Annotated in this window: 21 protein-coding genes and 1 tRNA gene; 8 read left to right on the forward strand and 14 right to left on the reverse strand. The window is 65.0% G+C overall.

Going from position 1 to position 23,353, the window contains the following annotated elements; translation table 11 throughout:
- Positions 1-3: 3 nt before the first annotated feature.
- A complete protein-coding gene (gene fabA, locus BC443_RS04945; protein WP_071230738.1) occupies positions 4-519 on the reverse strand; it encodes a 3-hydroxyacyl-[acyl-carrier-protein] dehydratase FabA in 516 nt (171 codons plus the stop codon).
- A gap of 234 nt (positions 520-753) precedes the next feature.
- Between fabA and BC443_RS04950 the strand changes: the two genes are divergently transcribed.
- On the forward strand, positions 754-2,589 hold the full coding sequence (locus BC443_RS04950) for a GGDEF domain-containing phosphodiesterase (protein ID WP_071230739.1): 1,836 nt from the start codon (positions 754-756) through the stop codon (positions 2,587-2,589).
- Positions 2,590-2,690: 101 nt separating this feature from the next.
- Here BC443_RS04950 and phrB read toward each other — a convergent pair whose 3' ends face one another.
- The 3 genes from phrB to BC443_RS04965 all read right to left on the reverse strand — a co-directional run bounded on the left by phrB (position 2,691) and on the right by BC443_RS04965 (position 5,849).
- Positions 2,691-4,127, reverse strand: a complete 1,437-nt coding sequence (gene phrB / locus BC443_RS04955; RefSeq protein WP_071230740.1) for a deoxyribodipyrimidine photo-lyase — start codon at positions 4,125-4,127, stop codon at positions 2,691-2,693.
- A 112-nt stretch (positions 4,128-4,239) separates the two neighbouring features.
- Positions 4,240-5,157 (reverse strand): MerR family transcriptional regulator, encoded by a 918-nt coding sequence (locus BC443_RS04960; protein ID WP_071230741.1) that lies wholly within the window; start codon positions 5,155-5,157, stop codon positions 4,240-4,242.
- Between the two features lie 320 nt (positions 5,158-5,477).
- A complete protein-coding gene (locus BC443_RS04965; protein WP_071230742.1) occupies positions 5,478-5,849 on the reverse strand; it encodes a CbiX/SirB N-terminal domain-containing protein in 372 nt (123 codons plus the stop codon).
- Between the two features lie 142 nt (positions 5,850-5,991).
- On the opposite strand from BC443_RS04965, the gene BC443_RS04970 reads away from it, so the two are divergent.
- Positions 5,992-6,897, forward strand: coding sequence for a TIGR01777 family oxidoreductase (locus BC443_RS04970; protein WP_071230743.1), 906 nt, complete (start codon positions 5,992-5,994; stop codon positions 6,895-6,897).
- A gap of 48 nt (positions 6,898-6,945) precedes the next feature.
- Here the strand turns inward: BC443_RS04970 and rapA are convergent, their stop codons facing one another.
- Complete coding sequence (rapA, locus tag BC443_RS04975; protein ID WP_071230744.1) at positions 6,946-9,930, reverse strand: RNA polymerase-associated protein RapA; 2,985 nt, start codon at positions 9,928-9,930, stop codon at positions 6,946-6,948.
- A 185-nt stretch (positions 9,931-10,115) separates the two neighbouring features.
- On the opposite strand from rapA, the gene BC443_RS04980 reads away from it, so the two are divergent.
- Together BC443_RS04980 and BC443_RS04985 are read left to right on the forward strand one after the other, a co-directional pair.
- A complete protein-coding gene (locus BC443_RS04980; RefSeq protein ID WP_071230745.1) occupies positions 10,116-10,340 on the forward strand; it encodes a hypothetical protein in 225 nt (74 codons plus the stop codon).
- 112 nt (positions 10,341-10,452) lie between these two features.
- Complete coding sequence (locus BC443_RS04985; protein ID WP_244179930.1) at positions 10,453-10,980, forward strand: sterol desaturase family protein; 528 nt, start codon at positions 10,453-10,455, stop codon at positions 10,978-10,980.
- Here the strand turns inward: BC443_RS04985 and crtB are convergent.
- The 9 genes from crtB to ispB all read right to left on the reverse strand — a co-directional run bounded on the left by crtB (position 10,919) and on the right by ispB (position 19,916).
- A complete protein-coding gene (crtB, locus tag BC443_RS04990) occupies positions 10,919-11,845 on the reverse strand; it encodes a 15-cis-phytoene synthase CrtB (RefSeq protein ID WP_071230746.1) in 927 nt (308 codons plus the stop codon). The genes BC443_RS04985 and crtB overlap by 62 nt on opposite strands.
- On the reverse strand, positions 11,842-13,338 hold the full coding sequence (locus BC443_RS04995; RefSeq protein WP_071230780.1) for a phytoene desaturase: 1,497 nt from the start codon (positions 13,336-13,338) through the stop codon (positions 11,842-11,844). The genes crtB and BC443_RS04995 overlap by 4 nt, the downstream gene beginning before the upstream one ends.
- A 19-nt stretch (positions 13,339-13,357) precedes the next feature.
- Positions 13,358-14,527 carry a lycopene beta-cyclase CrtY gene (gene crtY, locus BC443_RS05000; protein ID WP_071230747.1) on the reverse strand — a complete coding sequence of 390 codons (1,170 nt, stop codon included), beginning with the start codon at positions 14,525-14,527 and terminating at the stop codon, positions 13,358-13,360.
- Positions 14,524-15,816 carry a glycosyltransferase gene (locus BC443_RS05005; RefSeq protein WP_071230748.1) on the reverse strand — a complete coding sequence of 431 codons (1,293 nt, stop codon included), beginning with the start codon at positions 15,814-15,816 and terminating at the stop codon, positions 14,524-14,526. Before BC443_RS05005 ends, crtY begins: the two co-directional genes overlap by 4 nt.
- Complete coding sequence (gene fni / locus BC443_RS05010) at positions 15,813-16,856, reverse strand: type 2 isopentenyl-diphosphate Delta-isomerase (protein ID WP_071230749.1); 1,044 nt, start codon at positions 16,854-16,856, stop codon at positions 15,813-15,815. The genes BC443_RS05005 and fni overlap by 4 nt, the downstream gene beginning before the upstream one ends.
- A gap of 84 nt (positions 16,857-16,940) precedes the next feature.
- A complete protein-coding gene (locus tag BC443_RS05015) occupies positions 16,941-17,849 on the reverse strand; it encodes a polyprenyl synthetase family protein (RefSeq protein ID WP_071230750.1) in 909 nt (302 codons plus the stop codon).
- 281 nt (positions 17,850-18,130) lie between these two features.
- Positions 18,131-18,478: a hypothetical protein gene (locus tag BC443_RS05020; protein ID WP_071230751.1), complete on the reverse strand. Its 348-nt coding sequence runs from the start codon at positions 18,476-18,478 to the stop codon at positions 18,131-18,133.
- 275 nt (positions 18,479-18,753) lie between these two features.
- Positions 18,754-18,830: transfer RNA gene (locus tag BC443_RS05025), tRNA-Pro, on the reverse strand.
- A gap of 93 nt (positions 18,831-18,923) precedes the next feature.
- On the reverse strand, positions 18,924-19,916 hold the full coding sequence (ispB, locus tag BC443_RS05030; protein ID WP_071230752.1) for an octaprenyl diphosphate synthase: 993 nt from the start codon (positions 19,914-19,916) through the stop codon (positions 18,924-18,926).
- A gap of 295 nt (positions 19,917-20,211) precedes the next feature.
- On the opposite strand from ispB, the gene rplU reads away from it, so the two are divergent.
- From rplU to proB, 4 genes are all read left to right on the forward strand, one after another.
- Complete coding sequence (rplU, locus tag BC443_RS05035; RefSeq protein ID WP_071230753.1) at positions 20,212-20,523, forward strand: 50S ribosomal protein L21; 312 nt, start codon at positions 20,212-20,214, stop codon at positions 20,521-20,523.
- A 32-nt stretch (positions 20,524-20,555) separates the two neighbouring features.
- The gene (rpmA, locus tag BC443_RS05040) at positions 20,556-20,813 is read left to right on the forward strand and encodes a 50S ribosomal protein L27 (RefSeq protein ID WP_071230754.1); all 258 of its coding nucleotides are present in this window, start codon (positions 20,556-20,558) and stop codon (positions 20,811-20,813) included.
- Positions 20,814-20,922: 109 nt separating this feature from the next.
- A complete protein-coding gene (gene obgE / locus BC443_RS05045) occupies positions 20,923-22,116 on the forward strand; it encodes a GTPase ObgE (protein ID WP_071230755.1) in 1,194 nt (397 codons plus the stop codon).
- Positions 22,117-22,167: 51 nt separating this feature from the next.
- A complete protein-coding gene (gene proB / locus BC443_RS05050; RefSeq protein WP_071230756.1) occupies positions 22,168-23,304 on the forward strand; it encodes a glutamate 5-kinase in 1,137 nt (378 codons plus the stop codon).
- The last annotated feature ends 49 nt before the right edge of the window (positions 23,305-23,353 follow it).

Below are 23,353 nucleotides of genomic sequence, written 5' to 3' on the forward strand. Positions count from 1 at the left end.
CGCTCAGAATTTCTCAGTATTGGTGAACAGGCCGACACGCAAGTCCTTGGCCTCGTAGATGGCCTGACCGTCGACCGACAGCGTGCCATCGGCGATGCCAAGTACCAGGCGCCGGGTAATCACGCGCTTGATCTCGATATGATACGTAACCTGGCCCGCGCTTGGCAGGATCTGTCCGGAGAACTTGACGTCGCCGCAACCCAGGGCCCGACCACGACCGGGGTTGCCCAGCCAGCCGAGATGGAAGCCGACCAACTGCCACATGGCGTCCAGGCCGAGACAGCCGGGCATCACCGGGTCACCAGGGAAATGACACTGGAAGAACCACAGGTCCGGATGGATATCCAGCTCGGCGATGATTTCGCCCTTCTGGTACTTGCCGCCTTCCTCGTTGATCTGCGTGATGCGGTCGAGCATCAGCATGTTGGGAGCGGGCAGTTGGGCGTTACCGGGGCCGAACAGTTCCCCCCGGCTGCATTTCAGCAGATCGTCTTGGCTGAAAGAGTGCTGTCTGGTCACTGGATCGTTCCGAGAATCGAAAATAGAGTTTGCCTCGTCGTCTGCAAGGCGCGGCCAGTCTAATGGCTGCGCGCGCTGATTGCACGCCAGCCAAAGCCTAGTCTTGTGCTACCTGTGGCGCAATGATCGGAGTGAAGCTTGCCCTGGCGAATGCCCCCGGGGCATGATGCGGACGGAAATGGGGGGCTCTGCAATAGCCGCCAGTCAAACGATGACGACGACAAACGACAACCTATGTGGCCTTTCTTTACGCTGAATCGACCGCTGATCTGGTTGGCCCTGGCGGCTCTGGCTGCTGCCAGCGTGCTGCCCATACTGGGGCTGAGGCTGGCAGCGCTGGCGGTGGTGATCATTGGCATGCTCGATGGCTGGCGCCAGATCCGGCTCGAACATCAACGTCGCCGCCTCAGCGAGCACGCGCTCGGGCTTTCACAGGATGGCGTGATCATTACCAATACTGCCAATCGTATCGTGGCCGTCAATCCCGCATTCACTCAGATCACCGGTTACACGCTGGAGGAAATCCGGGGTCATGATCCCTCCGTACTGTCGTCGGGGCGTCACGACAAGGCGTTCTACGATCTCTACTGGAAAACGCTGAAAAGCACCGGCCGCTGGGAAGGCGAGATCTGGAACCAGCGCAAGTACGGCGACCAGTTCCCCGAATGGTTGCGGGTTCAGGCCTTTCAGGATCACAAGGGCCGGGTTTCCCATTATGTGGGGCTGTTCACCGATATCAGCCGGCACAAGGCACGAGAGCAGGATCTGAGTCGTATCGGGTTCGAGGATCCGCTGACCGGCTTGCCCAATCGGCGACGTCTGCACGACCTGCTGGCGTCTCGCTTGCAGCATCTGCGCGCCGGAGAAGGGCTGGACCTGGCACTGATCGATATCGATGCCTTCAAGGCGATCAACGATAACCTGGGCGTCGAGAACGGAGATCGCCTGCTGTCGCGCTTCGGCCAGCGCCTGGCCGATCACATCGTCGGTGGTGTCGTCGGACGGTTGGGCGGTGACGAATTCATGGTCATCCGCACCACGACATTCGACGATCATGAGCAATGGGTCGCGAGCCTGCGCGAGCAGCTGAGCGAGCCGTTCGAGATCGAGGAGAGGCCGCTGCATCTGGGGTTGACCATCGGCAGCTGCCGGGCGCCGGAAGATGGCACCGACCCCAATGTGCTGTTCCAGCGGCTCGAATCCGCGCTTTACAGCGCCAAACGTCACGGCAGCAATCATGATCGACGCTTTCGTCCTTCCCTGGAAGTCGAAACCGATCGCCATCTGACCATTCTCAACGAACTACGCCAGGCGCTGGCCCATGGATCGCAGCTGGAAATCTATTACCAGACTCAGCACCGGCTGGACGACGGCAAAATGGTGGGGATGGAAGCGTTGCTGCGCTGGCATCACCCCGAGCATGGCCTGATCCTGCCGAGCGAGTTCATTCCGCTGGCGGAGCGCTATGGCCTGATGCCGGCGCTGGGAGGCTGGGTCATCGACCAGGCCGTGGCGCAGCTGGCGACCTGGCGAGGGCTGGGGCTGGAAGTCGTGCCCATCTGGGTCAATCTCTCGGCGCTGCAACTGATTCAGGGCGACCTGGAATCCCACCTGATCTCGACATTGGCACAGTATCGAGTGCCGGCTCAGCTGCTCGGCCTGGAGTTGACCGAATCCGTCTTGATCGACGAGCGTGCCGGCGATATCTCGTCACGACTGGAGGCGTTGCGGCAGGAAGGTCTGCAGATCGCGATCGACGATTTCGGCACGGGCTATTCGTCGATGGCTTATCTCAAGCGTCTGCCGATCGACAAGCTGAAACTGGATCGAGAGTTCATCCGGGCATTGCCCCACGATCATGCCGACGCCGCGATCACCTCGGCGGTACTGGCAATGGCGCAGGGGTTGCACATGGACGTGATCGCCGAAGGCGTGGAAACCGCCGAGCAGCGGGATTTCCTGCTGGCCAGAGGATGCCGCCACGTACAGGGCTATCTCTATGCCCGGCCCCAGCCGGCCGACGAGGTGGAAAGCCGGCTGCGCGAGGCAGTGGAAAGCGTCCAGTCCTGAAGTGACGCCGCCGTTCGCGTCGTTCCGTAAAAGCGTGCATGCCCTCTTCGGCAAGGCGTCGACCGCGCGGTGGACGCATGTAGACACCACTGAGACCAGCATTAGCCCAAGTTCTTGAATGCCTCCAGGGCCCGCTCTCTGGCGCGTCCATGATCGACGATCGCTGGCGGATAACCCGTTTGGCGGCGCTGCTCCGCGTTGGGCTGATGGCGGGATTTGGCCGGCAGGCCGGCGAGCTCCGGCAGCCAGCGGGCGATGAATTCGGCCTCCGGATCGAAACGCCGGGACTGGGTGGTCGGATTGAATATCCGGAAATAGGGGGCGGCATCGGTGCCGGTCGAGGCTGCCCACTGCCAGCCGCCGTTGTTCGATGCGAAATCGCCATCCACCAGGTGTTGCATGAAGAAGGCTTCGCCGCGGCGCCAGTCGAGCAGCAGATGCTTGCTCAGGAACATGGCCGTTACCATGCGTAGCCGGTTGTGCATCCAGCCGGTCGTGACCATTTGGCGCATGGCGGCATCGACGAGCGGGAATCCGGTGCGGCCCTCGCACCACGCTTCGAAATCCCTGTCGCTGTGGCGCCAGCTCAACCTGTCGGTTGCGAGCTTGAACGGGCGATGGCGACAGACGCGGGGAAAGCCGACGGCAATGTGCTGGTAGAACTCGCGCCAGATCAGCTCGTTGACCCAGCTCGTCAGACCGGCGTCGCCATCGCCGAGATGGCCGCCGTTATGGGCCATCACGGCCTGCAGGCACTGCCTGTGGGAGATCATCCCGGCCGAAAGGTAGGCGGAGAGTTCGCTGGTGCCGGCGATGGCGGGGAAGTCGCGATCATCATTGTAACGGCGCGCCCGCTGCTGCAGGAATCGGGACAGCCGGTCGGCGGCGGCCTCCTGACCAGCCGGCCAGGGCTCATCTTCTGCGCTGGCAGAGTCGGTGAAGACCACGGCGGAGCGATCCCGCTCGGGTAGCTCGGGAATCGAATCGCTGGAAATCTCCAGCCTGGCCTGGCGCTGTGGCGTTTCACGCAACGCCAGCTGGTCTGCGGTGACGCGCTGGTGCCAGGCTTTGGCGAACGGGGTGAAGACCTTGTAGTACTCGCCCTGACCCGTCAGCAACTCGCCCGGCTCGAAGGCAATAGAGTCGGTGTAGCCATGGGCCGCGAGCCCCTCGTGAGCGAACGCCTCGGAGACCCTGGCGTCACGCTCCCGCTCATCCAGCGGATACTCGCGGTTGAAATGGAGCGCTTGCGCCTCGTAACGCCTGGCTGCTTCCAGCAGTGCCTTGGGCGCCGCATCAAAGTCGCCGATATCGCGGTAGAGCAGCGGGATATCGAGTTCGGCCAGCGCTTTCCGTAGCGCGATGACGCCGCGATGCAGAAACGAGATCTTGCTGGCACCATGATCGTGACTGCGCCATTGGTGACGACAGGCGAGATAGATGCCGATCACCGGACCCTTGCTGGCAGCTGCGCTCAATGCGGAGTGGTCGAACGTTCTCAGGTCGTTGCGAAACCAGACGAGTTGCGTGGGCGACATAGACACGTCCCTGTTACCGATGACTGGGCGACGCGTCCCTGCGTCGCGGGCTATTCACCCTATTGCGCTGTCACGGCGGACCTGACGATCGCGCCGTGCGTCCATGCCCGGCTCAACTGCCGGCTTCGATCGTCGCTCGCATCCGGCTCAACGCCTGGCTCATGTCCTCTCCCAGCACGGCGACCGAAGTGTTCTCGAAATCGCTGGCCCGGATGCGGGCGACGGGCCCGACCAGACATACCGGCGCCTGGGACTGTTCGGCAAGCCGCGGCAGCTGGCGTCGAATGACATCACTGCGCTCTGCGTGGCTGCTGGCGAGCAGCAGCGCTTTGGCGCCGAGACGCTCGACGGCCAACGGAAATTCGCTCAGCGGCAGATCACCATCGATCAGCTGGACGCGATAGCCTGCGGCGGATGCGGCCAAGCCCATCAGCAGCGCCCAGAATCCGCTGCTGTCGTCCGGCAATCGGGCGACCAATATCTCCCCCGCATTGCTCAACTGGTTGGTGTGGTAGATCCGGGTACCGATCCGCGTACGCAGGAAAGTCTCCAGCACCCGGCGTTGGAGCGTGGCGCCGAACTGGTCGCCCCAGCGCTCTTCCAGCTGCGAGATGACGGGCTGCCAGAGTTCCGCGATACACAGGCTGACCGGATACAGCGACAGGCTCTGGTTGAACAGCACTTCCAGCCGGCCAGTGTCGAGAGACTCCACGGCGTGGATCAGATGCTGGCGCTGGCTGGCCCAGTCTCCCATCTGCGGCGCCGGCGTCTCGACCGCTTCCGGCTGATCCAGAAGTTCCCGTACCTGGCTGACCGGGACGCCCCGGTTGAGCCACTGCAGAATGCGCTCGACGCGCTCGATATCGTCACGGCCATAGAGCCGGTGGCCTTTTGGCGTGCGCTGGGGACGGATCAGGCCGTAGCGGCGCTCCCAGGCACGTAAAGTGACGGAGTTGACTCCAGTGAGGCGCGATACTTCACGAATCGGGTAGAGCGGCGCGGCACTGGAATCCATTGCCTTGTAAGTCATGCAAGTCCTCCTGCGAGGTCTCTGCGTGCGCCGTCTCGTCGAATGAGATAGGTCATGTCAATGCTGCGAGTCATCACTACGGCTTCGAAAGTGTCAGGACGTCGGTTACGGTCATCTGTCGCGATCCGCACCGGTGTAACCTGCGATAGTGCCCTGATGCCTTGAGGACGTCACCTCGGTTCGGTGACGATCGCTAGAGAGCGATGACTTCGACGAGTCGTGACGAGACGGATACTACCGTCTCGATACCTCAAGGATGGGTGAAGATATTGTACGTTTCAAGTGGTTTGTACAATATCCATGTAAGACGTAGACAGGTTTTACAGATCCTGCGCCTGCGATTCGACGATACTGGCGAGGGCGTCGACGAAAGCCGGGTGCTGGCCGACCGGATCCAGCAGATGCAGCGAAACCGGATGTTGCCGAGCGATCTCCTCGAGCTGGCCGGGAACGCCTTCTCGCAGGTGCCGGCCCGCCGCGAAGAACAGCGGCAGGATCTCTATTCGCGAGATGCCTTGCGCTGCCAGTTCGGCCACCCGGGGCTCGAGTGAAGGCTCGCTCAACTCCGTGAAAGCGAGAACGACAGGCTTGCCGTCGCTAGGCTGCAGGTTCTGCTCCAGCGTTTCGAACGGGGCACGCCAGCGAGCATCGCTGGAACCGTGGGCCAGCAGAATCATGGCGGACTGTGTCATGCTGCTCCCTGAAAAGGGGTTGAATGCCGGGGGCGGAGTCGAGTTGTCACGCGACCATGGAAAGGACGCGCTGGGACGGCTCGCCGTCGGATGGCCAGACTCAACGTATTGTACAATATCCGTATAACTTGGAGCATCCATCATGCGTCTATTGATCACGGGCGGTACGGGATTCGTCGGACGTCGACTGGTCGAGCGGGCTCTGGCGGCCGGCCACGACGTCATGGTGATCTCTCGCGACCCGGAACGGGCTCGCCGGCAGTTGCCGCAGAGCGTGCGCATCGGTGACGATGCCATGGATTTTGCATCGTCTCTACCGGAGGCCATCGTCAATCTGGCCGGGGAACCGATTGCCGACCGGCGCTGGAGCGACCCGCAGAAGACCCGGCTGGTCGAATCGCGCCGCCACGCGACACGCGACGTCGTCGCGCTATGCGAGGAGCTGGCGCGGCGGGAACAGCCGCCGGAAGTGCTCGTCTCCGGCTCGGCCATGGGCTACTACGGCGATCAGGGCGATCGTGACGTGACCGAGGAGACGCCACCCCACGACGAATTCGCCCACCGCCTGTGCCAGGCCTGGGAGGCGGAGGCGCTCAAGGCCGAAGCTTTCGGGGTAAGGGTGGCCTGTCTGCGTACCGGGCTGGTGCTGGATGCCGGCGGCGGCACCCTGGCCAAGATGATGCCGGCGTTCAAGCTGGGGCTGGGCGGTCGCCTGGGGGATGGGCGCCAGTACATGCCGTGGATTCATCGGGAGGATCTGGTCGCCATGATCGAGTTTCTGCTCGAGAAAACCATGCTCAGCGGCCCGTTCAACGGCTCCGCGCCGCAACCGGTGACCAATGCCGAGTTCACCAGGGCGCTGGGACGACACCTGCATCGGCCGGCGGCGCTGTTCGTGCCCGCGCCGCTGCTGAAACTCGGACTGGGGGAGATGTCGCGCCTGCTTCTGACTGGCGCTTGCATGCGTCCCAGGCGCTTCCAGGAGGCCGGCTTCACCTTTCGCTATCCGACGCTGGACGACGCCCTGGCGGCAATCGTGTCGCATTGAGAGCGCCCGCGGCTTGCCGCGGACGCGGATCCTCGATGCGCTGGCGAACTAGCGTGCATCCTTGTCGACGGTGACGATCACGCGCACCGCGTCGAGGCGCAGCGACGCGCTTTCGATGGCGGTATCGAGGGCGCGACGTTCGTCTTTCAGGGCCTGCAGCTCGTCGTCGCGAATAGCGCCGTTGTGCTGGGCAAGGGCCTTGAGACGCGACAGCTCCAGATCGAGCGTCTCCCGCATCTCCTGCTGAGCGCGTTCGACCAGCGACGGCAATTCGCGTTGGGCCTCCTGCTCGCCCTTCTTCAGCAGCTCGCGCAACGCGTCATGCCGGGATTTCAGCAGCTCGCGCGCGACGCCTTTCTTGACTCGCTGCAGGTTGCGGGAGAGCCCGCTGAAGGTGACCTTATCCGACAGGTTGGCGCCGCTCTCGTCGAGCAGCACGCGAATGCCGGTATCCGGCAGGAAGCGGCCCAGTTGCAGCCGCTTGGGCGCCGGGCAGTGCGTGCGGAAGATCAGCTCCAGCATCAGCCGGCCGCCGGGAATGTTGGGATGCTTGAGCAGGGCGAGGGCGGTGTTGCCCAGGCTGGAGTCGAGAATGCGCTCCATCACCGTGGTCACCAGCGGATGCTCCCAGGAGAGACGCTGGATATCGTCACGCGCCAGCGCCTGGGTGCGCGAGTAGGTCACGGTGAACCCCTCGTCGCCCTGGGCCAGCCCCGGCAGGCTGTCGATCATGTGCGAGCCGGGCGTGAGATGCATCTGACCGTTGCCGAGATCCCGGCTATCGACGCCGAAGATGTCCAGAGCCTGATCGACGTAGCGGGGCAGGGCGCTGTCGTTGTCCTGCTCCACGATCGCGCTGATCACGGCATCCGCCCGCTCGGGGCGGCAGGCGTTCCACTCCAGCAGACGATTGCGGCCCGCTTCGCGCTCGGCCAGACGAGCGTCGTTGAAGGTGCGGGTCTCTGCGATCAGCGAATCAAGGCCGCTGTTTTCATCGAGAGAGTCGTCATCGAGAGAGCCGTCATCGCGATAGTCGTCATCGAGACTTTCACGCAGCGCATCGCCGAAAGCCTCGAGGACGTCGCCGCCCGCCGCGTGCGGTGCCTCGAACGCGGCGAGGCCATCGTGATACCAGCGCAGCAGCGTGGCGGTGGGGCTTTTCTCGATCACCGGCACGTGGATATCGATCGGGTGCAACTGGCCGATACGATCGAGTCGCCCGATGCGCTGCTCGAGCAGATCGGGATGCCAGGGCAGATCGAACATCACCAGATGATGGCAGAACTGGAAGTTGCGCCCTTCGGAGCCGATTTCCGAGCAGATCAGCACCTGACAGCCGCCATCGTCGTCGGCAAAGGCGGCGGCCGCACGGTCGCGTTCGACCAGGCTCATCTCTTCGTGGAAGACCGGCGCCTGGATACCGGCGCGCACGCGCAGCGCCTCGGCCAGGTCCACGGCGGTCTGGCGCCAGTGGGCGATCACCAGCACCTTCTGCTGGTTGCCCAGTGCCTCGAGCTGGCCGATCAACCACTCGACGCGGGGATCGAAACGCCACCAGGGCGTGTCATGCTGGATCGCGGCATCGTGCAGGGCGCGATAGGCCGCTTCGGGATAGAGGCGGGCGTCGTGCGTGCTCAGGTCCGCGGCGGTCAGGCGGGCGGCGAAGTGATCGTTGCCCTGTCTGAGCTCCTCGAACTGATCCTGGTAGGCCGTCGGCATCGCCAGCGAGGCAACGTGCAGGTGGCGCTCGGGAAAGCCGCCGACATGACGGCGGCTGTTGCGGAACATGACCCGGCCGGTGCCGTGGCGATCCAGCAGCTGTTCGCGCAGCTGGCGGCGGGCGCTGTCGCGCTGGGCCTCGTCGCTTTCGGCGTCCAGCAGGGTGTCGAGCAGCGCGCGGCTGTCGCCGTCATCGATGATGGCGCCGAGACGGTCGCGGTCGGCGGCATCGCCCGGCAGCCGCTCGAGTGCCTCGATCGCTTCGGCCACGGCGGTATAACCGGCTTCTTCTTCCCGGAAGCGTTCGAGATCGTGATAGCGGTCGGGGTCGAGCAGGCGCAGCCGGGCGAAGTGGCTCTCCAGACCCATCTGCTCCGGTGTCGCGGTCAGCAGCAGAAGACCGGCGATATGCTTCGACAGGCGCTCGACGCAGGCATAACCCGGGCCTTCTGCCTGTGGCGTCCAGTCGAGATGGTGCGCCTCGTCGACGATCAGCAGATCCCACTCGGCGCTCTCGGCCTGACGCTGGCGATGCGGGTTGGCGAACAGCCACTCCTGGCTGGCCAGGATGCACTGGCCGCTGTCGAAGGGGTTGTCCTCGTCGAACGCTTCGCTCTGGGCTTCGTCCAGCAGCGTGACCGAAAGCGAGAAGCGGCGCAGCAATTCGATCAGCCATTGGTGGGTCAGGCTGGCGGGCACCAGAATCAGCGCCCGGCTGGCGCGCCCGGTCAGCAGCAGGCGATGCAGGATCAGCCCGGCCTCGATGGTCTTGCCCAGGCCGACTTCGTCGGCCAGCAGAACGCGCGGGGCATGGCGCCGGGAGACTTCGTCGGCGATATAGAGCTGGTGCGGAATCAGATCGATGCGCGGCCCGGCCAGGCCCAGTGCGGGGCTACGGGCGATGCGCTGGTGGTGATGCAGCGAGCGATAGCGCAACTGGAACCAGTCGTTGCGGTCGACCTGGCCGGTCAGCAGACGATCCTGTGCCTGATGGAAGCGCATGTTGTCGGAGAGCCTGGCTTCGCTGAGCGACACGGATTCGCCGTCATCGGTCTGGCCGTGGTAGATCACGCAGCCATCGCGTTCTTCGATACGCTCGACGGTCAACTGGTCGCCGTCGGCGGTGTCGATGCGATCACCGGGGCCGAACACCACGCGGGTCAGCGGTGCCTGACGGGCGCTGTAGGTACGGGTTTCCTGACTGGCGGTGAACAGCACGGTGACGCTGCGTGCATCGACGGTGAGAATGGTGCCGAGTCCAAGCTCGGTTTCGCCGTCGCTGATCCAACGCTGGCCGGGAGAGAAGTCGCTCATGGTGCCTCGGTCGTGTGTACGCTGCGGGAACGGATCGAATGGGCGACGCATTCTAGCGTAAACCGCGTGCGGCCTTAAGCACTGAACGGTTCGGCGTGTTCCGGCATTGGCGTTACACTGCCTCGGCGTGGGTCCGGGCGTCGCGGACTCGGATACGGGCGCGAAGCATCTTACGAGGAGAGATCATGGCGGGAGCAGGGCCAAGAGACGGTCTGCGTCGGATCGCGATCGCCAGCCAGGCGATCGGATTCATTCTGATCATCACCCTGGAAACGGTGATGGGAGACGGTGCCAGGCCCTGGCAGGGGGTGATGCTGGCGCTGATGCTGGCGACCGCGGCCTGGCTGGCGCTGGTGCGACGTTATCGGCGTAACCGAAAGCAGCGCCGCAAGCGCGAAGACGACGATTGATGCCGCCGGCCAATACCAGTCGATTCCTGACGGCCATCGATCGAATGTCGTCCATGGCATCCACGTTCGGATGCATTAAGCTTGGCCATATCCCCGCGCCCGGAGCGTGCCTGTGCTACTGAACAGCCTGATCCTGATATTGACCGTTGCGGGCATGGAGATCGCGGCGGCGCTGATCCATCGCTACGTCATGCACGGCTTTGGCTGGGGCTGGCATCGCTCGCATCACGAGCCGCACCAAAAACGGTTCGAGCTGAACGATCTCTACGCCGTGGTCTTCGCCGCCATCGCCATCGTGCTCATCGCACTGGGGACCCAAGGCGTCTGGCCGCTGCAGTGGATCGGTGCCGGCATGACCGCCTACGGGCTGCTCTACTTCATCGTTCACGACGGGCTGGTGCACAAGCGCTGGCCGTTTCGCTACATTCCGCGGCGCGGCTATCTCCAGCGCCTTTACCAGGCCCACCGCCTTCATCATGCCGTCAAGGAGCGCGAGCACGGAATCTCCTTCGGCTTTCTCTATGCGCCGCCGACGGACAAGCTGAAGGCGGAGTTGCGTCGCCGTCGGCCATCGTCCGCTAGCGAGGGCGCTGCCAGAGATGCGCGGGCCGAGGATCGGGTCGCCGTCCGCGAGCGCTGATCGCCTGCCCCGCCCCGGCCAACAGCAACCCGATCTTCTCTCCCTTGCCGGTGCCCTGGCGTCGATCCCAGGCGTTTTTGCCAGCACCGGCGACCTTGACGCCGATCCGCCGATAGACGCCCCGCGCCGTGGCGATCGCCCAGGCCGAACGCAGCGGTAGAGCGGGCAGCCCGTCCCGCGCCGAGTCGTAGTAGGGCTCCGCCACGGCCACCAGCCGGCTGGCGAGAACGGCGAGGCGGTCGCGATGGCGCGACGCCGTGAGTTCATCGAGCGGTATGCCGACCTCGTCGAGCCAGGCCAGCGGCAGATAGCAGCGTCCGATCCGGGCGTCGTCGACGATATCCCTGGCGATGTTGGTGAGCTGGAAGGCGAGGCCCAGGTCGCAGGCACGATCCAGCACGGCTTCGTCTCGCACGCCCATGACACGCGCCATCATCAGCCCCACCACGCCCGCGACGTGATAGCAGTAGCGCAGCGTGTCCGACAGATGCGGATAGGTCTCGCCGCGTACGTCCATGGCGTAGCCTTCCAGATGATCGAACGCCTGCGACTGGGGAATCTGGTGGGTCAGCGCGACTTCCTGAAACGCGGCAAAGGCCGGCTCGCTCATGGGGGCGTCGGCGTAGGCGAGCCGAGTCGATTCCCGCAGCCGCTCGAGTCGCGCCTCCGACGTGTCCTGACTCGCCGCGTCCGTCTCGAAGCCCAGCGTCTGACCGTCGATCACGTCATCGCAGTGACGGCACCAGGCGTAGAGCATCAGCGCGGATCGCCGCGTGCGCGGCTCGAAGAGCTTCGAAGCGGTAGCGAAGCTCTTCGAGCCCACCGCCATGGTGCGGGTCGCGTGGTCGAGCAGCGCCTCGCTCATGTTGACGCCTCTCGCTTGCCCAGATCCTCGATCATCAGTCCGGCCGTCGCCTGGGCGGAGCCGATGACGCCGGGAATCCCCGCGCCAGGATGCGTGCCCGCACCGACCAGGTAGAGATTGTCGATCCGGCTGTCGCGATTGTGGGGCCGAAACCAGGCGCTCTGGGTCAGGATCGGCTCGACCGAAAACGCCGAGCCCTGATAGGCATTCAGCGTATCGCGGAAATCGAACGGGGTAATGTGACGGTGGGTCACCAGCTGACTGCGCAGGCCCGGCATGTAGTTCGCTTCCAGATAATCGAAGATCCGCTCGCGCAGCCGAGGGCCTTCGATCTCCCAGTCGAGGTCGGCGGTGCCTAGGTGCGGGACCGGCGCCAGCACGTAGTAGGCGCCGCAGCCCGGCGGGGCGAGCGACGGGTCGGTGACGCAGGGCGCATGCAGATAGAGCGAGAAGTCCTCGGCCAGCGCGTCCTTGTTGAAGATCTCGTCGATCAGCTCGCGATAGCGCGGTCCGAAGCAGACCGTGTGGTGCGCCAGTTGGGTGTGGTTGTGATCGAGTCCGAAATAGAGCACGAACAGTGAATTGCTCATTCGCTTGCGCTTGAGGCTCGCGGTGGCCTTCGCGCCGCGTGGGTGATGGCCGAGCAACGTCTCGTAGGTGTGGACGACATCGGCGTTGGAGGCCACCGCACGCGCCTCGAGCCGACGGCCGTCCGCGAGCGTGACTGCGCTGATGCGATCGCCTTGGGTCTCCAGCCGTTCGACCCTGGCGTCGAGCGCGATCTCGCCGCCGATGTCCTCGAACAGCCTGACCATCGCGTTGACCAGCGCACCGGTGCCGCCGCGGGGAAACCACACGCCCCATTCGCGCTCGAGAGCATGGATCAGGGTATAGATCGACGAGGTCGAGAACGGATTGCCGCCCACCAGCAGCGAGTGGAACGAGAACGCCTGGCGCAGATGCTCGTCCTCGACGAAGCTCGATACCATGCTGTAGACGCTGCGCCACGCCTGCAATCGGGTGAGCTGCGGCGCGGCCTTGAGCATGTCGCGAAACGACAGGAACGGCTTGGCGCCGAGCTTGAGGTAGCCCTCCCGGAACACGTCGCGGGAATAGTCGAGAAAGCGCCGGTAGCCTTCCACGTCGCTCGGGTTGAGCCGGCGAATCTGCGCTTCCAGGTTCGCCTGATCGTTGTCGTAGTCGAACACCTCCCCCGTTTCCCAGCAGAGCCGGTAGAAGGGCGTGACAGGCAACAGCTCCACGTAGTCGGAAAGCGACTTGCCGGCAAGCGTGAACAGCGACTCGATGGCGCTGGGGTCGGTGATCACCGTGGGGCCGGCGTCGAAGGTGAAGCCTTCGTCCTCGTAGACGTAGGCACGCCCGCCGGGCTTGTCGCGGCTCTCCAGCAACAGCGTGGGAATACCCGCCGCCTGCAGGCGAATGGCAAGCGCCAGACCGCCGAAGCCGGCGCCGATCACGATCGTTTTCTTCATTGAAAAGCCCTTGGCCGAATCATCGAAAATCATCCAGGCGCGGCGTCCGTTTCAGCACCGCCCGGGCCGCTTCGACGACCGGGACGGGCGGTTTGCCAACGAGAATTCGCAGCTTGTCGGCACGCTTCAACTGGCCGGCGTAGAAGCGCGCGATCAACCCGGCGTCGAGCCCGTAGAAACGCTGCATGACGCGAAAGCGCTCGTCGGGCCGGCCGGCGAGGAACAGCATGCGATTGAGCATGCGAAAGAAGCGCTGCTGACGCCAATGCGTTGCGGCGAAGCGATGAATCAGCGCGGACAGCGCTGGTGCCCCGAGCGGCATGCGCTCGGCGATGCGATCCGCCAGCGCCGCGGCCGTCGGCAGCGAATAACCGGTGGTGGCATGAAACAGCCCGGCACGCAGGCCGCTGGCCGGCTGGTTCGCCAGCGGCGCCCGGAAAGCCTCGAAGTCGCCGGCCAGCGTGATCGGCAGGCTGCCTTGCTCCTCCCGCACCAGCGCCTGCCGTTGCCAGCCCCGAGCCTCGGCGTAGCGCACGAGATTGGCGCGGGCGCGATCGGCATCGAGGCCGGCGCTATCGACGTAGTGGGTGTCCTCGATCAGGAGTTCGGTCGGCGACAGCGGCAGCGTATAGACGAAGCGATAGCCGCCCTGCTGGTCGACGGTGGCATCCATCAGGGTCGGTCTGACGAGACCATGCGGCGTGGCGAGCCGCCACTGCTGGCCGACGAAGGCCTGGAAACCGATGGTCAGATGCGGTGAAGGGCGATAGCCGCGGCCGTCGATCACGGCGTGCGCCTCGAGTCGCTCCCCGTCGGCAAGCGTGACGCTGCACGGCGAGACGTCGTCGACCGGGGCGTGGGTGCGCAGATCGTCGCCGAGGGTGTCCGTCAGCGCCGCGGCGAAGCGTTCCGACGTGATGCTGAGATAATCGCCGGGGAGCGTTCGCGTGAGCTCGGGGAAGCGCACGTCGTAACCGGACCAGCGGTGCGCCACCAGCGGGGCGAGCCAATCACGCTGAACTGACGTGAGGTCGGTGCCGTGAAACGACCAGGTGTGATTGCCGCCGGCGTGTGACCCCGCTTCCAGCATCAGAATCGCGAGGTCCGGCTGGCGCTGCTTCAGCCGCCATGCGATCAGGCCGTTGGCAAGCCCAGCCCCCACCAGAATGAGATCCCATGGTCGACTCATGACGCTACCTTCATCGGTACCGGTCCGAGCGCCAGCTCGACGATGTCGGCCGCCCGTTCGGCGCCGTCGGCCGACCGCAGCGAAATGGCCGCGTCGGTAAGGCGCTGACGGCAGGCGTCATCCGTCAGCAGCGCCTCGAGCGCTCGCGCCAGACGGCCACTGCCGCTCCGGCGGGAAATCCGTTGACCCAGCCCGTGCCAGGCCAGCCTGGCGGCGACGCCGGGCTGATCGAAGGCGATCGGCATGACGAGCATCGGGGTCGAGGTCGCGATTGCATCGACGACGGTATTCAGGCCGCCGTGGGTGATCACCGCCTGGGCCTGGCGCAGCGTCGCGCGCTGATCGGCAAAATCGGTGACGAAGGTGGCACCGTGGGCTTTCAGCGCCTCCGCCCGGGCAGGAGGCAAACCGCCGCAGTGCGCGATCGCCAACTGGACGTCGAGACGGCGGCAGGCGCGGGCGATGGTTTTGAACAGGCCGTAGCGGTGACCTTGCAGCGTACCCAGCGAGGCAAAGACGAACGGGCGTTCGGGGTCGATCGGCCAGGCGTCTCGTGTTGCTTCCGTATCGCCTTTCGTCCGGCGCAGCGGGCCGACGGCATGGAAGTTTGTCGGCAGCCGGTAGCGGGGGAAGTCCAGCGTTGCCGGTGTCTGACTGATCTGGGCCAGTGGCGACAGACATTCATGCAGCCCGGTGCGATGCGACAGGCCGAAGGTGCTTGCATGATGCGCGATCACGCGAGCGTGGGGGCACATCAATCGGTCGTAGATCGCCTCGCTGGTCGCGTACATTTTCCGGGCGCGCTCGTCGGTGGCGTAGCAAAACGGCATCACCGGCAGCGGCAGCGCCGGCTCGCGATTGATCGGCAACGCACAGGCCACCGACACGAACGGCAGCGACATCGCCTCGGCGACGAGGCCGCCGGCCGCCTCCATCTGATCGGCGATGATCCCGTCCACGCCGAGGCGTTCGAGCGCGTCCGGCAGCTCCCGGCAGAGCATGTCGGTCGTCGCGGCCATGTCGGCGATGAGGCGGCGGATCGAAAGCCCGGAAGAACTCACCCCGGTCGGATTGGCGGCCAACCGATGACTGCGCGCCAGGCTGCCGGCGGGATGCGTGTGCAAGCCGACCGGCTCGAAGTCGATGCGAGCATCACAGACGAGCGTGCGGGCTTCCTGCTGGTGGATGAAGGTGACGCGATGGCCGCGATCGATCAACACGCCCGCCAGCGCCTGCAGCGCCTGGAAATGGCTATAGAGGGCGGGCGCGATGACGGCGTAGTGACTCAATCCCGCCCCTCCCGCTCGAGAAGCGGCGCGCGCTTGAGCGCGGCGAGATCGGCACTGCCGGTGCAGAAGCTGGCGATGCGCAACTGATCGATGACGATGCGGAAGTGACGAATGACGGCCTCGCTGGAATCGGTGGCGCCGGCAAGTGTCGCGGCCGCCTGGCCGACGAGATCGGCGCCCAGCGCCAACGCCTTGGCCGCATCAATGCCGTCGGCGATGCCGCCGGAGGCAATCAGCGGCGTCGTCGGCAGGGCCCGGCGAATGTCGCGAACGGCCTCGGCGGTGGGAATGCCCCAGTCCGCGAACGCCATCGCCACGGCGCGCTGGTGCGGTTCCGTGGCACGCTCGCCCTCGACCGCTGCCCAGGAGGTACCGCCGGCGCCTGCGACGTCGAGCATCGCCACGCCGGCATCTATCAGTCGGCGAGCCACGCCGACGGACAGCCCGGCGCCGACTTCCTTGGCGATCAGCGGGACGTCCAGCGTGCCGGCGATCTGCTCGATGGCGTCGAGCACGCCGCGCCAGTCCCGATCACCACCATTCTGGACCGCCTCCTGAAGCGGGTTGAGGTGAACGATCAAGGCGTCGGCGTCGATCATCTCCACCGCGCGGCGAGCATAGTCGCGCCCGCGCCGTCCCTTGAGCTGAGCGGCGCCAAGATTGGCCAGCAGCGGAACGTTCGGGGCGATCTCGCGCAGGGCATGATCGAGCCCCACGTTGGCGTCGCTCTCGATGGCGATGCGCTGGGAGCCCACGCCCATCGCCAGGCCCAGGGTCTGCGCCGCCTGTGCCAGATGGCGGTTGATGGTCAGCGCGCGTTCGGCGCCGCCGGTCATGGAACTGATCAGCAGCGGCGCTTTCAGCGGTTTGCCGAAGAGCGTGGTGCCGAGGTCGATGCGATCGAGATCGAGCTCGGGCAGGGCGCAGTGTTCGAAGCGAAAGCGCTCGAATCCGGCCCGGGTTCGGGATCTGGCTCGCTCCGGATCGAGGACGATATCCAGATGATCGTTCTTGCGTTGCAGCAGTTCCGCGTCCTTCATGAATTCTCCATGGCCCTGATGGATACGCCGTAAGGCATTGCCGATCTTCTGCAGCGCTGGCGGGGCGCGAGAGCGGGACGGGAACTACTGGAAATCCGCCAGCTGCCGTTCGAACCAGGCGTGCATGAAACGACGCGTCGAACCCTGCTGACCGCAGGCATGAGTGAAGTGGTCTTCGGCGCTGTGCAGGTGATCGCGCAAGCGCTGTCGCACTGCCTCGGCACCGAGTGTCGCCACGAGCGTCGATTTGCCGAGATCCTTGCCGGCGTCCTTACCGGTGTTGTCGTGGCCATCGGCCAGATCGTCGAGCAGTTGGAACGCCTGGCCCAGATCCTGCGCGAAGCAGCGCAGCCGTTGCCGCACCATGGGGGCGGCATCCGCGGCGATGGCGGCCAACTGGAGCGTGGCGCCGAACAGCATGCTGGTCTTGAGTTCGTTGGTGGCGACGATGTCGTCTGCCCCGCGGGGAAGGTTGCCCTCTTGCAGGTCGAGGAACTGGCCTTGAACCAGTCCCTGCAGGCCCACGGCAGCGGAGAGCTCGGAAACCGCCTGGTTGCGCGATTCGCTCGAAAGCCCCTCGACCGAGGCCACGACGCCGAAGGCGTTACTGAGCAGCGCCACGGCGGCGAGAATGGCGACATGCTCGCCGAACTGGCGATGGATCGTCGGCCGGCCGCGTCGCAGCATGGCGTTGTCCATGCAGGGGATGTCGTCGAGCATCAACGAGGCGGCATGAATCATCTCCACCGCGCAGGCCAGGTCGAGCAGGCCCGGGTGATGCGCATCGCAGCCCAGGTCGCGGGCGGTGAGAATCAGCAGTAGCGGCCGGATGCGCTTTCCCGGCGTCAGCGTACCCTCGCGCATCGCGGCGCTGACGAGATCGCGTTGACTGCCGGCGGGCAGGAGTTGTTCGAGACGCCGCTGCAGCGTCTCCTTGAGCAACGCCAGCTCCTCGTCCGGGGGCGGGGTCTTTTCTGCGGTGTGAGCGGTCATGGTCACTTCCCTGCTGTCGCCATGTTGCGGTGCGCGTCGATACGGGCGGTATCGGCCCGGACATCCCTGTCCCGGCGGTGAGGCGGCGCTACGAACTCGCGCATGAACGCGATGTTTCGGTAAGCGTGCGTAAATCCTACATTACCCTGTCCGAGTCCGCCTCGTCGCCGCCGGGAGGTTCGCTTCGCTGTGCCCGGTAGTCCGTGTCGGTAGAAAGTGGCGCCCGTCCGACATCTACGCATGCCTGGCGTGTATGGATGCAGGGCCGCTGCAGGCCGGGCCTATTGCGACTCCAGGACCGCCGAACACTGATCGAGCGTCTTGTCGAGCTCGGGCGGTCGGCTGTCGTTCTCGTCGCTCGGATCGTACTCTCGCTGCATCTTGCGCACCTCGGCCTCGCTGAAGCGTGCCTGCAGCGCTTCCGTCACGCACTCGCAATAGCGTTCGACCTTGGGGCCTTCGATGCCGCTGGCGGTGATGTTGGCCCGGCATTGGGCCCGGGAAGCCTCGATGGCCTTCGCCGACCACGGCGGCGGTGGCGTCTCTTCATCCTGCGTCTGTGCATGAGCCGCCACGGCGAAGGCGCAGCAGAGTGCCGCACTGGAAGTGAGGCGAAGCCATAGGGACATGATGGGTTCTCCTGAAGGGCAGCTCTCGGGAGGCTTTTCGAGGGGGACTCCGGCAAGCGCTTGCCAAGACGAGTGGAGACGGCCGAAACGAGTACCGCTGCCTTTTACTCTAGAGATTTCACGGCTGGCTGCCATTAATCATAGGTGTGGCCGGTTGACCGGTTGATGAGGGAAGTGGCCGGTATGAGCCCCCGCCACGTAAACCCTGCCACGCCATGATCCCTGAAATGCAAAACGCCCGTCAGGCAGGGCCTGAACGGGCGTTTCGAAATTCTTGGTCGGAATAGCAGGATTCGAACCTACGACCTCTGCCTCCCGAAGGCAGCGCTCTACCAAGCTGAGCTATATTCCGATGTCCTTGCCGGGCCGTTGCCACTCAGGCTAGCTCGACGGGGGTGAATTATACTCATCCGAAGGCGCGGTGCAACCCTGATCTTGCACCCTTTTAGACGTCGCGTTCGACGGCCACTCGTGTCAGCGCTTCCATGCTGTCGCGATAGGGGCTGGGCGCGAGGATTTCGAGCTGAGCACGGGCCAGGCTCGCCATCTCTTCGGCACGCTGCTGGGTATATTCGAGGGCGCCCGTTTCACGCACGATGGCGAGCACCTCGTCCAGGCGTTCCAGGCCGCCATCGGTAATCGCCTGCCGGATCAGCGCGGCCTGTTCGGGCGAGCCCGTGCGCATCGCATGGATCAGCGGCAGCGTCGGTTTGCCTTCGGCAAGATCGTCTCCCACGTTCTTGCCCATGGTCTCGGCGTCGCCCTGGTAATCGAGCAGGTCGTCGATCAGTTGGAAGGCGAGCCCCAGGTAGCGGCCGTAGAGCTGCAGCGCCTGTTCCTGCTCGGCGTCGGCGCCGGCGAGGATGGCGCCGCTATGAGAGGCTGCTTCGAACAGCATCGCGGTCTTGCCCTGGATGGTGTCGAAGTAGTCCGACTCTTCGATATCGGCGTTGCCGATGTTGGTCAACTGCTGGACTTCGCCCTCGGCAATGATGCAGGTAGCGCCTGATAGCACCTGCATGATCCGCATCGAGCCGACCTCGACCATCATCTGGAACGAGCGCGAGTAGAGGAAGTCGCCGACCAGTACCGAAGGGGCGTTGCCCCAAGTGTCGTTGGCGGTGGCCTTGCCGCGGCGCCGGCTCGACTCATCGACGACATCGTCATGCAGCAGCGTGGAGGTGTGCATGAACTCGATCAGCGTCGCCAGGATGATGTGCTTGTCGCCGGGGACGCTCTCGTCTCTGGGATAGCCCAGCGCCCGCGCCGCCAGCAGCACCAGCAGCGGGCGCAGACGCTTGCCACCGCTTTCGATGATGTACTGGCCGATGGTTTCGACCAGTGGAATTCGCGACGCCAGTTGATCGAGGATCGTACGATTGACGGCGGCGAAGTCCTCAGCCACCGATGCATGGATGGATGCAGCGTTGGATTGCATGGTCGGCTTGTCAATGAATCGGGTGGGGTCGTTCGGCTTCTCGGGCCGGGAGACGACGTGTGGGGGTATGCTAGGTGGCCCCCTCAGGTGCGTCAACCGACGTGGCGCTCGGCGGTTGCCCATCCGCCGGAACGCGCGCGGGCCGGGCGCGCAAGAAGGTTGCCTGGCATGGCGTGAGCCGTTATAATCCGCCGCCCAACTCATCATGCTCCCTGTCAGATGGTTGCCGGAAGGGGCACCACTCGCCGCAGGTCGATGAAAGAGCGCCAACCCCGATGAGTGTTTGGAGAATCTTATGTACGCTGTTATCAAGAGTGGCGGTAAGCAGTACCGCGTGCAGGAAGGTCAGACACTGAAGCTCGAGAAGCTGGAAGTGCCGACCGGTGAAACCCTGGAATTCGACCAGGTTCTGCTGGTTGCCGACGGCGACGACATCAAGGTCGGCGCTCCGCTGGTCGGCGGCGCCAAGGTGTCTGCCGAGATCGTTTCGCACGGTCGTGGCGACAAGGTGCAGATCATCAAGTTCCGTCGTCGCAAGCATCACATGAAGCGTCAGGGCCACCGTCAGTGGTTCACTGAAGTCAAGATCACTGGAATCTCCGCTTAAGCGGAACATTCCCCCAGAAAGAGGTATTCGCCATGGCTCATAAGAAGGCCGCCGGTAGTACGCGTAACGGTCGCGATTCCGAATCCAAACGCCTGGGTGTCAAGCTGTACGGTGGACAGAAGGCTACGGCCGGTAACATCATCGTTCGCCAGCGCGGCACCAAGTTCCATGCGGGAACCGGTGTGGGTATCGGCAAGGACCACACGCTGTTCGCTCTGAATGACGGCGTCATCAAGTTCGAGCAGAAAGGCCCGAGAAACCGCAAGTTCGTGAGCGTGGTCTCCGCCTGAGACGTCACGAACCTTGTATGAAAAGCCCCGCCCAGGCGGGGCTTTTTTGTTTTTGCCGTATTATTCTTGCAGCATCCACGCGTGCGGCACCTGCCGCCGGGAGAGTGACATGCAGTTCGTCGATGAAACCTCGATCACCGTCGAAGCCGGCAGAGGCGGCAATGGCTGTCTCAGCTTCCGGCGTGAAAAGTTCGTGCCCAAGGGTGGCCCTGACGGTGGCGATGGCGGCCACGGCGGCAATGTCTATCTGATCGGCGACGAGTCGCTGAACACATTGATCGACTTCAAGTTCCAGCGCTTCTACAAGGCGCAGAGCGGTCAGCAGGGGCAGGGGCGTCAGATGAGCGGCAAGGCCGGCGACGACCTGCACGTCAAGGTGCCGGTGGGCACGACGGTGATCGACGAGGATACCCTCGAGGTGATCGCCGATGTCACGGCGGAAGGTCAGGTGGTGCTGGTGGCACAGGGTGGGCGCCGGGGGCTCGGCAATATCCACTTCAAGTCCTCGACCAACCGCGCGCCGCGACGAACCACGCCGGGCACCGAAGGCGAACGGCGCAAGCTGCGCCTGGAAATGAAGGTGATGGCCGATGTCGGCTTGCTGGGGCTGCCCAATGCCGGCAAGTCGACGCTGATCCGGGCGGTCTCCGCCGCCAAGCCGAAAGTGGCCAACTATCCGTTCACCACGCTGGTGCCCAACCTGGGCGTGGTCAAGCTCGGTACTCACGAGCACTTCGTGATGGCAGACGTGCCCGGGCTGATCGAAGGGGCCTCCGATGGCGCCGGACTGGGACTGCGCTTTCTCAAGCACCTGACGCGCACGCGGCTGCTGCTGCACGTGGTCGATGCGGCGCCGTTCGACGAGTCCGATCCGGTCGCGGCGGTCGAGGCGATCGCCCGGGAACTGGAGCAGTTCTCGCAGACGCTGGCGGAGTTGCCGCGCTGGCTGGTGATCAACAAGCTCGACCTGCTGCCGGCGGAAGATCGCGAGGCGCGCGTGGCGGACATCGTCTCCCGGCTCGGCTGGCAGGGTCCAGTATTCCGGATTTCGGCGATCTCCAGCGACGGCACCGGGGAGCTGGTGCAGGCCGCGCATCGCTGGCTGACCGAGCAGCGCCAGCTGGAGAACGACGACGAGGAGGCCGCCGAGCGCGAGCGCGAGATGCGACGGCGCATGGAGGCCGAGTCGGTGGCGCGGGTGGAGGCGCACCAGACCCGCCTGCGCGTCAAGCGTGGTGAAGCCGTCGAGGAGTTCGACGATGACGACGACGATCACGACGTCGAGGTGGAATACGTTCGTTGAGGGTAACCGTGATTCGGGTCATGACAGGCGGGCAGTCGGGCGGAGAATGAGATGGCGACGGAAGAGCGAGCAGGGCGCGGCGTACTCGAGGGCGCGAAGCGTGTCGTGGTCAAGATCGGCAGCGCCCTGCTGACCAACGATGGCCGTGGCCTCGACGCGGCGGCGATCGGCGGCTGGGTCGATCAGATGGCCGAGCTGCACCGCCGGGGTGTGGAAGTCGTGCTGGTGTCGTCCGGCTCTATTGCCGAGGGCATGGTGCGCCTGGGCTGGCATACGCGCCCGACCGCCGTGCACGAGCTTCAGGCGGCCGCCGCCGTGGGGCAGAGCGGGCTCTCCCAGTGTTACGAAACGCATTTTGCCCGCCACGGCTTGCGCAGCGCCCAGGTGTTGCTGACCCACGACGATCTCTCCAATCGCAAGCGCTACCTGAACGCGCGTTCCGCGCTACGCACCTTGGTTCAGCTCGATGTGGTCCCGGTGATCAACGAGAACGATACCGTGGTCACCGACGAGATCCGCTTCGGCGACAACGACACCCTGGGGGCGCTGGTCGCCAACCTGCTCGAGGCCGATGCGCTGCTGATCCTGACCGATCAGGAAGGTCTGTTCGATGCCGACCCGCGTCACGATCCCGACGCCCGGCTGATCAGCGAAGGCCAGGCCGACGATCCCGAGCTGGATGCCGTTGCCGGCGGAGGTGGCGTGCTGGGTCGCGGCGGCATGGCGACCAAGCTGCGCGCCGCCCGGCTGGCGGCACGTTCCGGCGCGGTCACCGCGATCGCCAGCGGGCGCCAGCCGGCGGTGCTGACCCGGCTGCTCGAGGGCGAGTCGCTGGGAACGCTGCTGCATCCCGATCATGCACCGCTGGCGGCACGCAAGCGCTGGCTCGCCGGTCAACTGCAGGTGCGTGGCACGCTGACGCTGGATGACGGCGCGGTCAACGTCCTGCGTTCCCAGGGGTCGAGCCTGCTGCCGGTGGGCGTCAAGCAGGTGCAGGGCACCTTTCGGCGCGGCGACATGGTGGTCTGCGTCGACGAGCAGGGCGGGCGCGTTGCCAAGGGGCTGATCAACTATTCAAGCGTCGACGCGGCCCGGCTGCTGGGGCAGCCCAGTCAGCGCATCGCCGACATTCTCGGCTACATGGAAGCGCCGGAGCTGATCCATCGGGACAATCTGGTGGTGATCTGAGGGCGGCAGGCCGCGCCAGTTGGCGCTGGTATCGTGCTTGGGCCTTGTG

The sequence above is a fragment of the Salinicola sp. MIT1003 genome (assembly GCF_001858555.1).
Lineage (GTDB): Bacteria > Pseudomonadota > Gammaproteobacteria > Pseudomonadales > Halomonadaceae > Salinicola > Salinicola salarius.

Coding starts and splice junctions, on each gene's coding strand:
- BC443_RS04980 (WP_071230745.1), top strand. CDS start 10,116: ATGGCGGGAGCAGGGCCAAGAGACGGTCTGCGTCGGATCGCGATCGCC.
- phrB (WP_071230740.1), bottom strand. CDS start 4,127: ATGTCGCCCACGCAACTCGTCTGGTTTCGCAACGACCTGAGAACGTTC.
- BC443_RS04995 (WP_071230780.1), bottom strand. CDS start 13,338: ATGAAGAAAACGATCGTGATCGGCGCCGGCTTCGGCGGTCTGGCGCTT.
- ispB (WP_071230752.1), bottom strand. CDS start 19,916: ATGCAATCCAACGCTGCATCCATCCATGCATCGGTGGCTGAGGACTTC.
- crtB (WP_071230746.1), bottom strand. CDS start 11,845: ATGAGCGAGGCGCTGCTCGACCACGCGACCCGCACCATGGCGGTGGGC.
- BC443_RS04960 (WP_071230741.1), bottom strand. CDS start 5,157: ATGACTTACAAGGCAATGGATTCCAGTGCCGCGCCGCTCTACCCGATT.
- BC443_RS04950 (WP_071230739.1), top strand. CDS start 754: ATGTGGCCTTTCTTTACGCTGAATCGACCGCTGATCTGGTTGGCCCTG.
- crtY (WP_071230747.1), bottom strand. CDS start 14,527: ATGAGTCGACCATGGGATCTCATTCTGGTGGGGGCTGGGCTTGCCAAC.
- fni (WP_071230749.1), bottom strand. CDS start 16,856: ATGAAGGACGCGGAACTGCTGCAACGCAAGAACGATCATCTGGATATC.
- BC443_RS05020 (WP_071230751.1), bottom strand. CDS start 18,478: ATGTCCCTATGGCTTCGCCTCACTTCCAGTGCGGCACTCTGCTGCGCC.
- rapA (WP_071230744.1), bottom strand. CDS start 9,930: ATGAGCGACTTCTCTCCCGGCCAGCGTTGGATCAGCGACGGCGAAACC.
- rpmA (WP_071230754.1), top strand. CDS start 20,556: ATGGCTCATAAGAAGGCCGCCGGTAGTACGCGTAACGGTCGCGATTCC.
- proB (WP_071230756.1), top strand. CDS start 22,168: ATGGCGACGGAAGAGCGAGCAGGGCGCGGCGTACTCGAGGGCGCGAAG.
- rplU (WP_071230753.1), top strand. CDS start 20,212: ATGTACGCTGTTATCAAGAGTGGCGGTAAGCAGTACCGCGTGCAGGAA.
- BC443_RS04965 (WP_071230742.1), bottom strand. CDS start 5,849: ATGACACAGTCCGCCATGATTCTGCTGGCCCACGGTTCCAGCGATGCT.
- obgE (WP_071230755.1), top strand. CDS start 20,923: ATGCAGTTCGTCGATGAAACCTCGATCACCGTCGAAGCCGGCAGAGGC.
- BC443_RS04970 (WP_071230743.1), top strand. CDS start 5,992: ATGCGTCTATTGATCACGGGCGGTACGGGATTCGTCGGACGTCGACTG.
- BC443_RS05015 (WP_071230750.1), bottom strand. CDS start 17,849: ATGACCGCTCACACCGCAGAAAAGACCCCGCCCCCGGACGAGGAGCTG.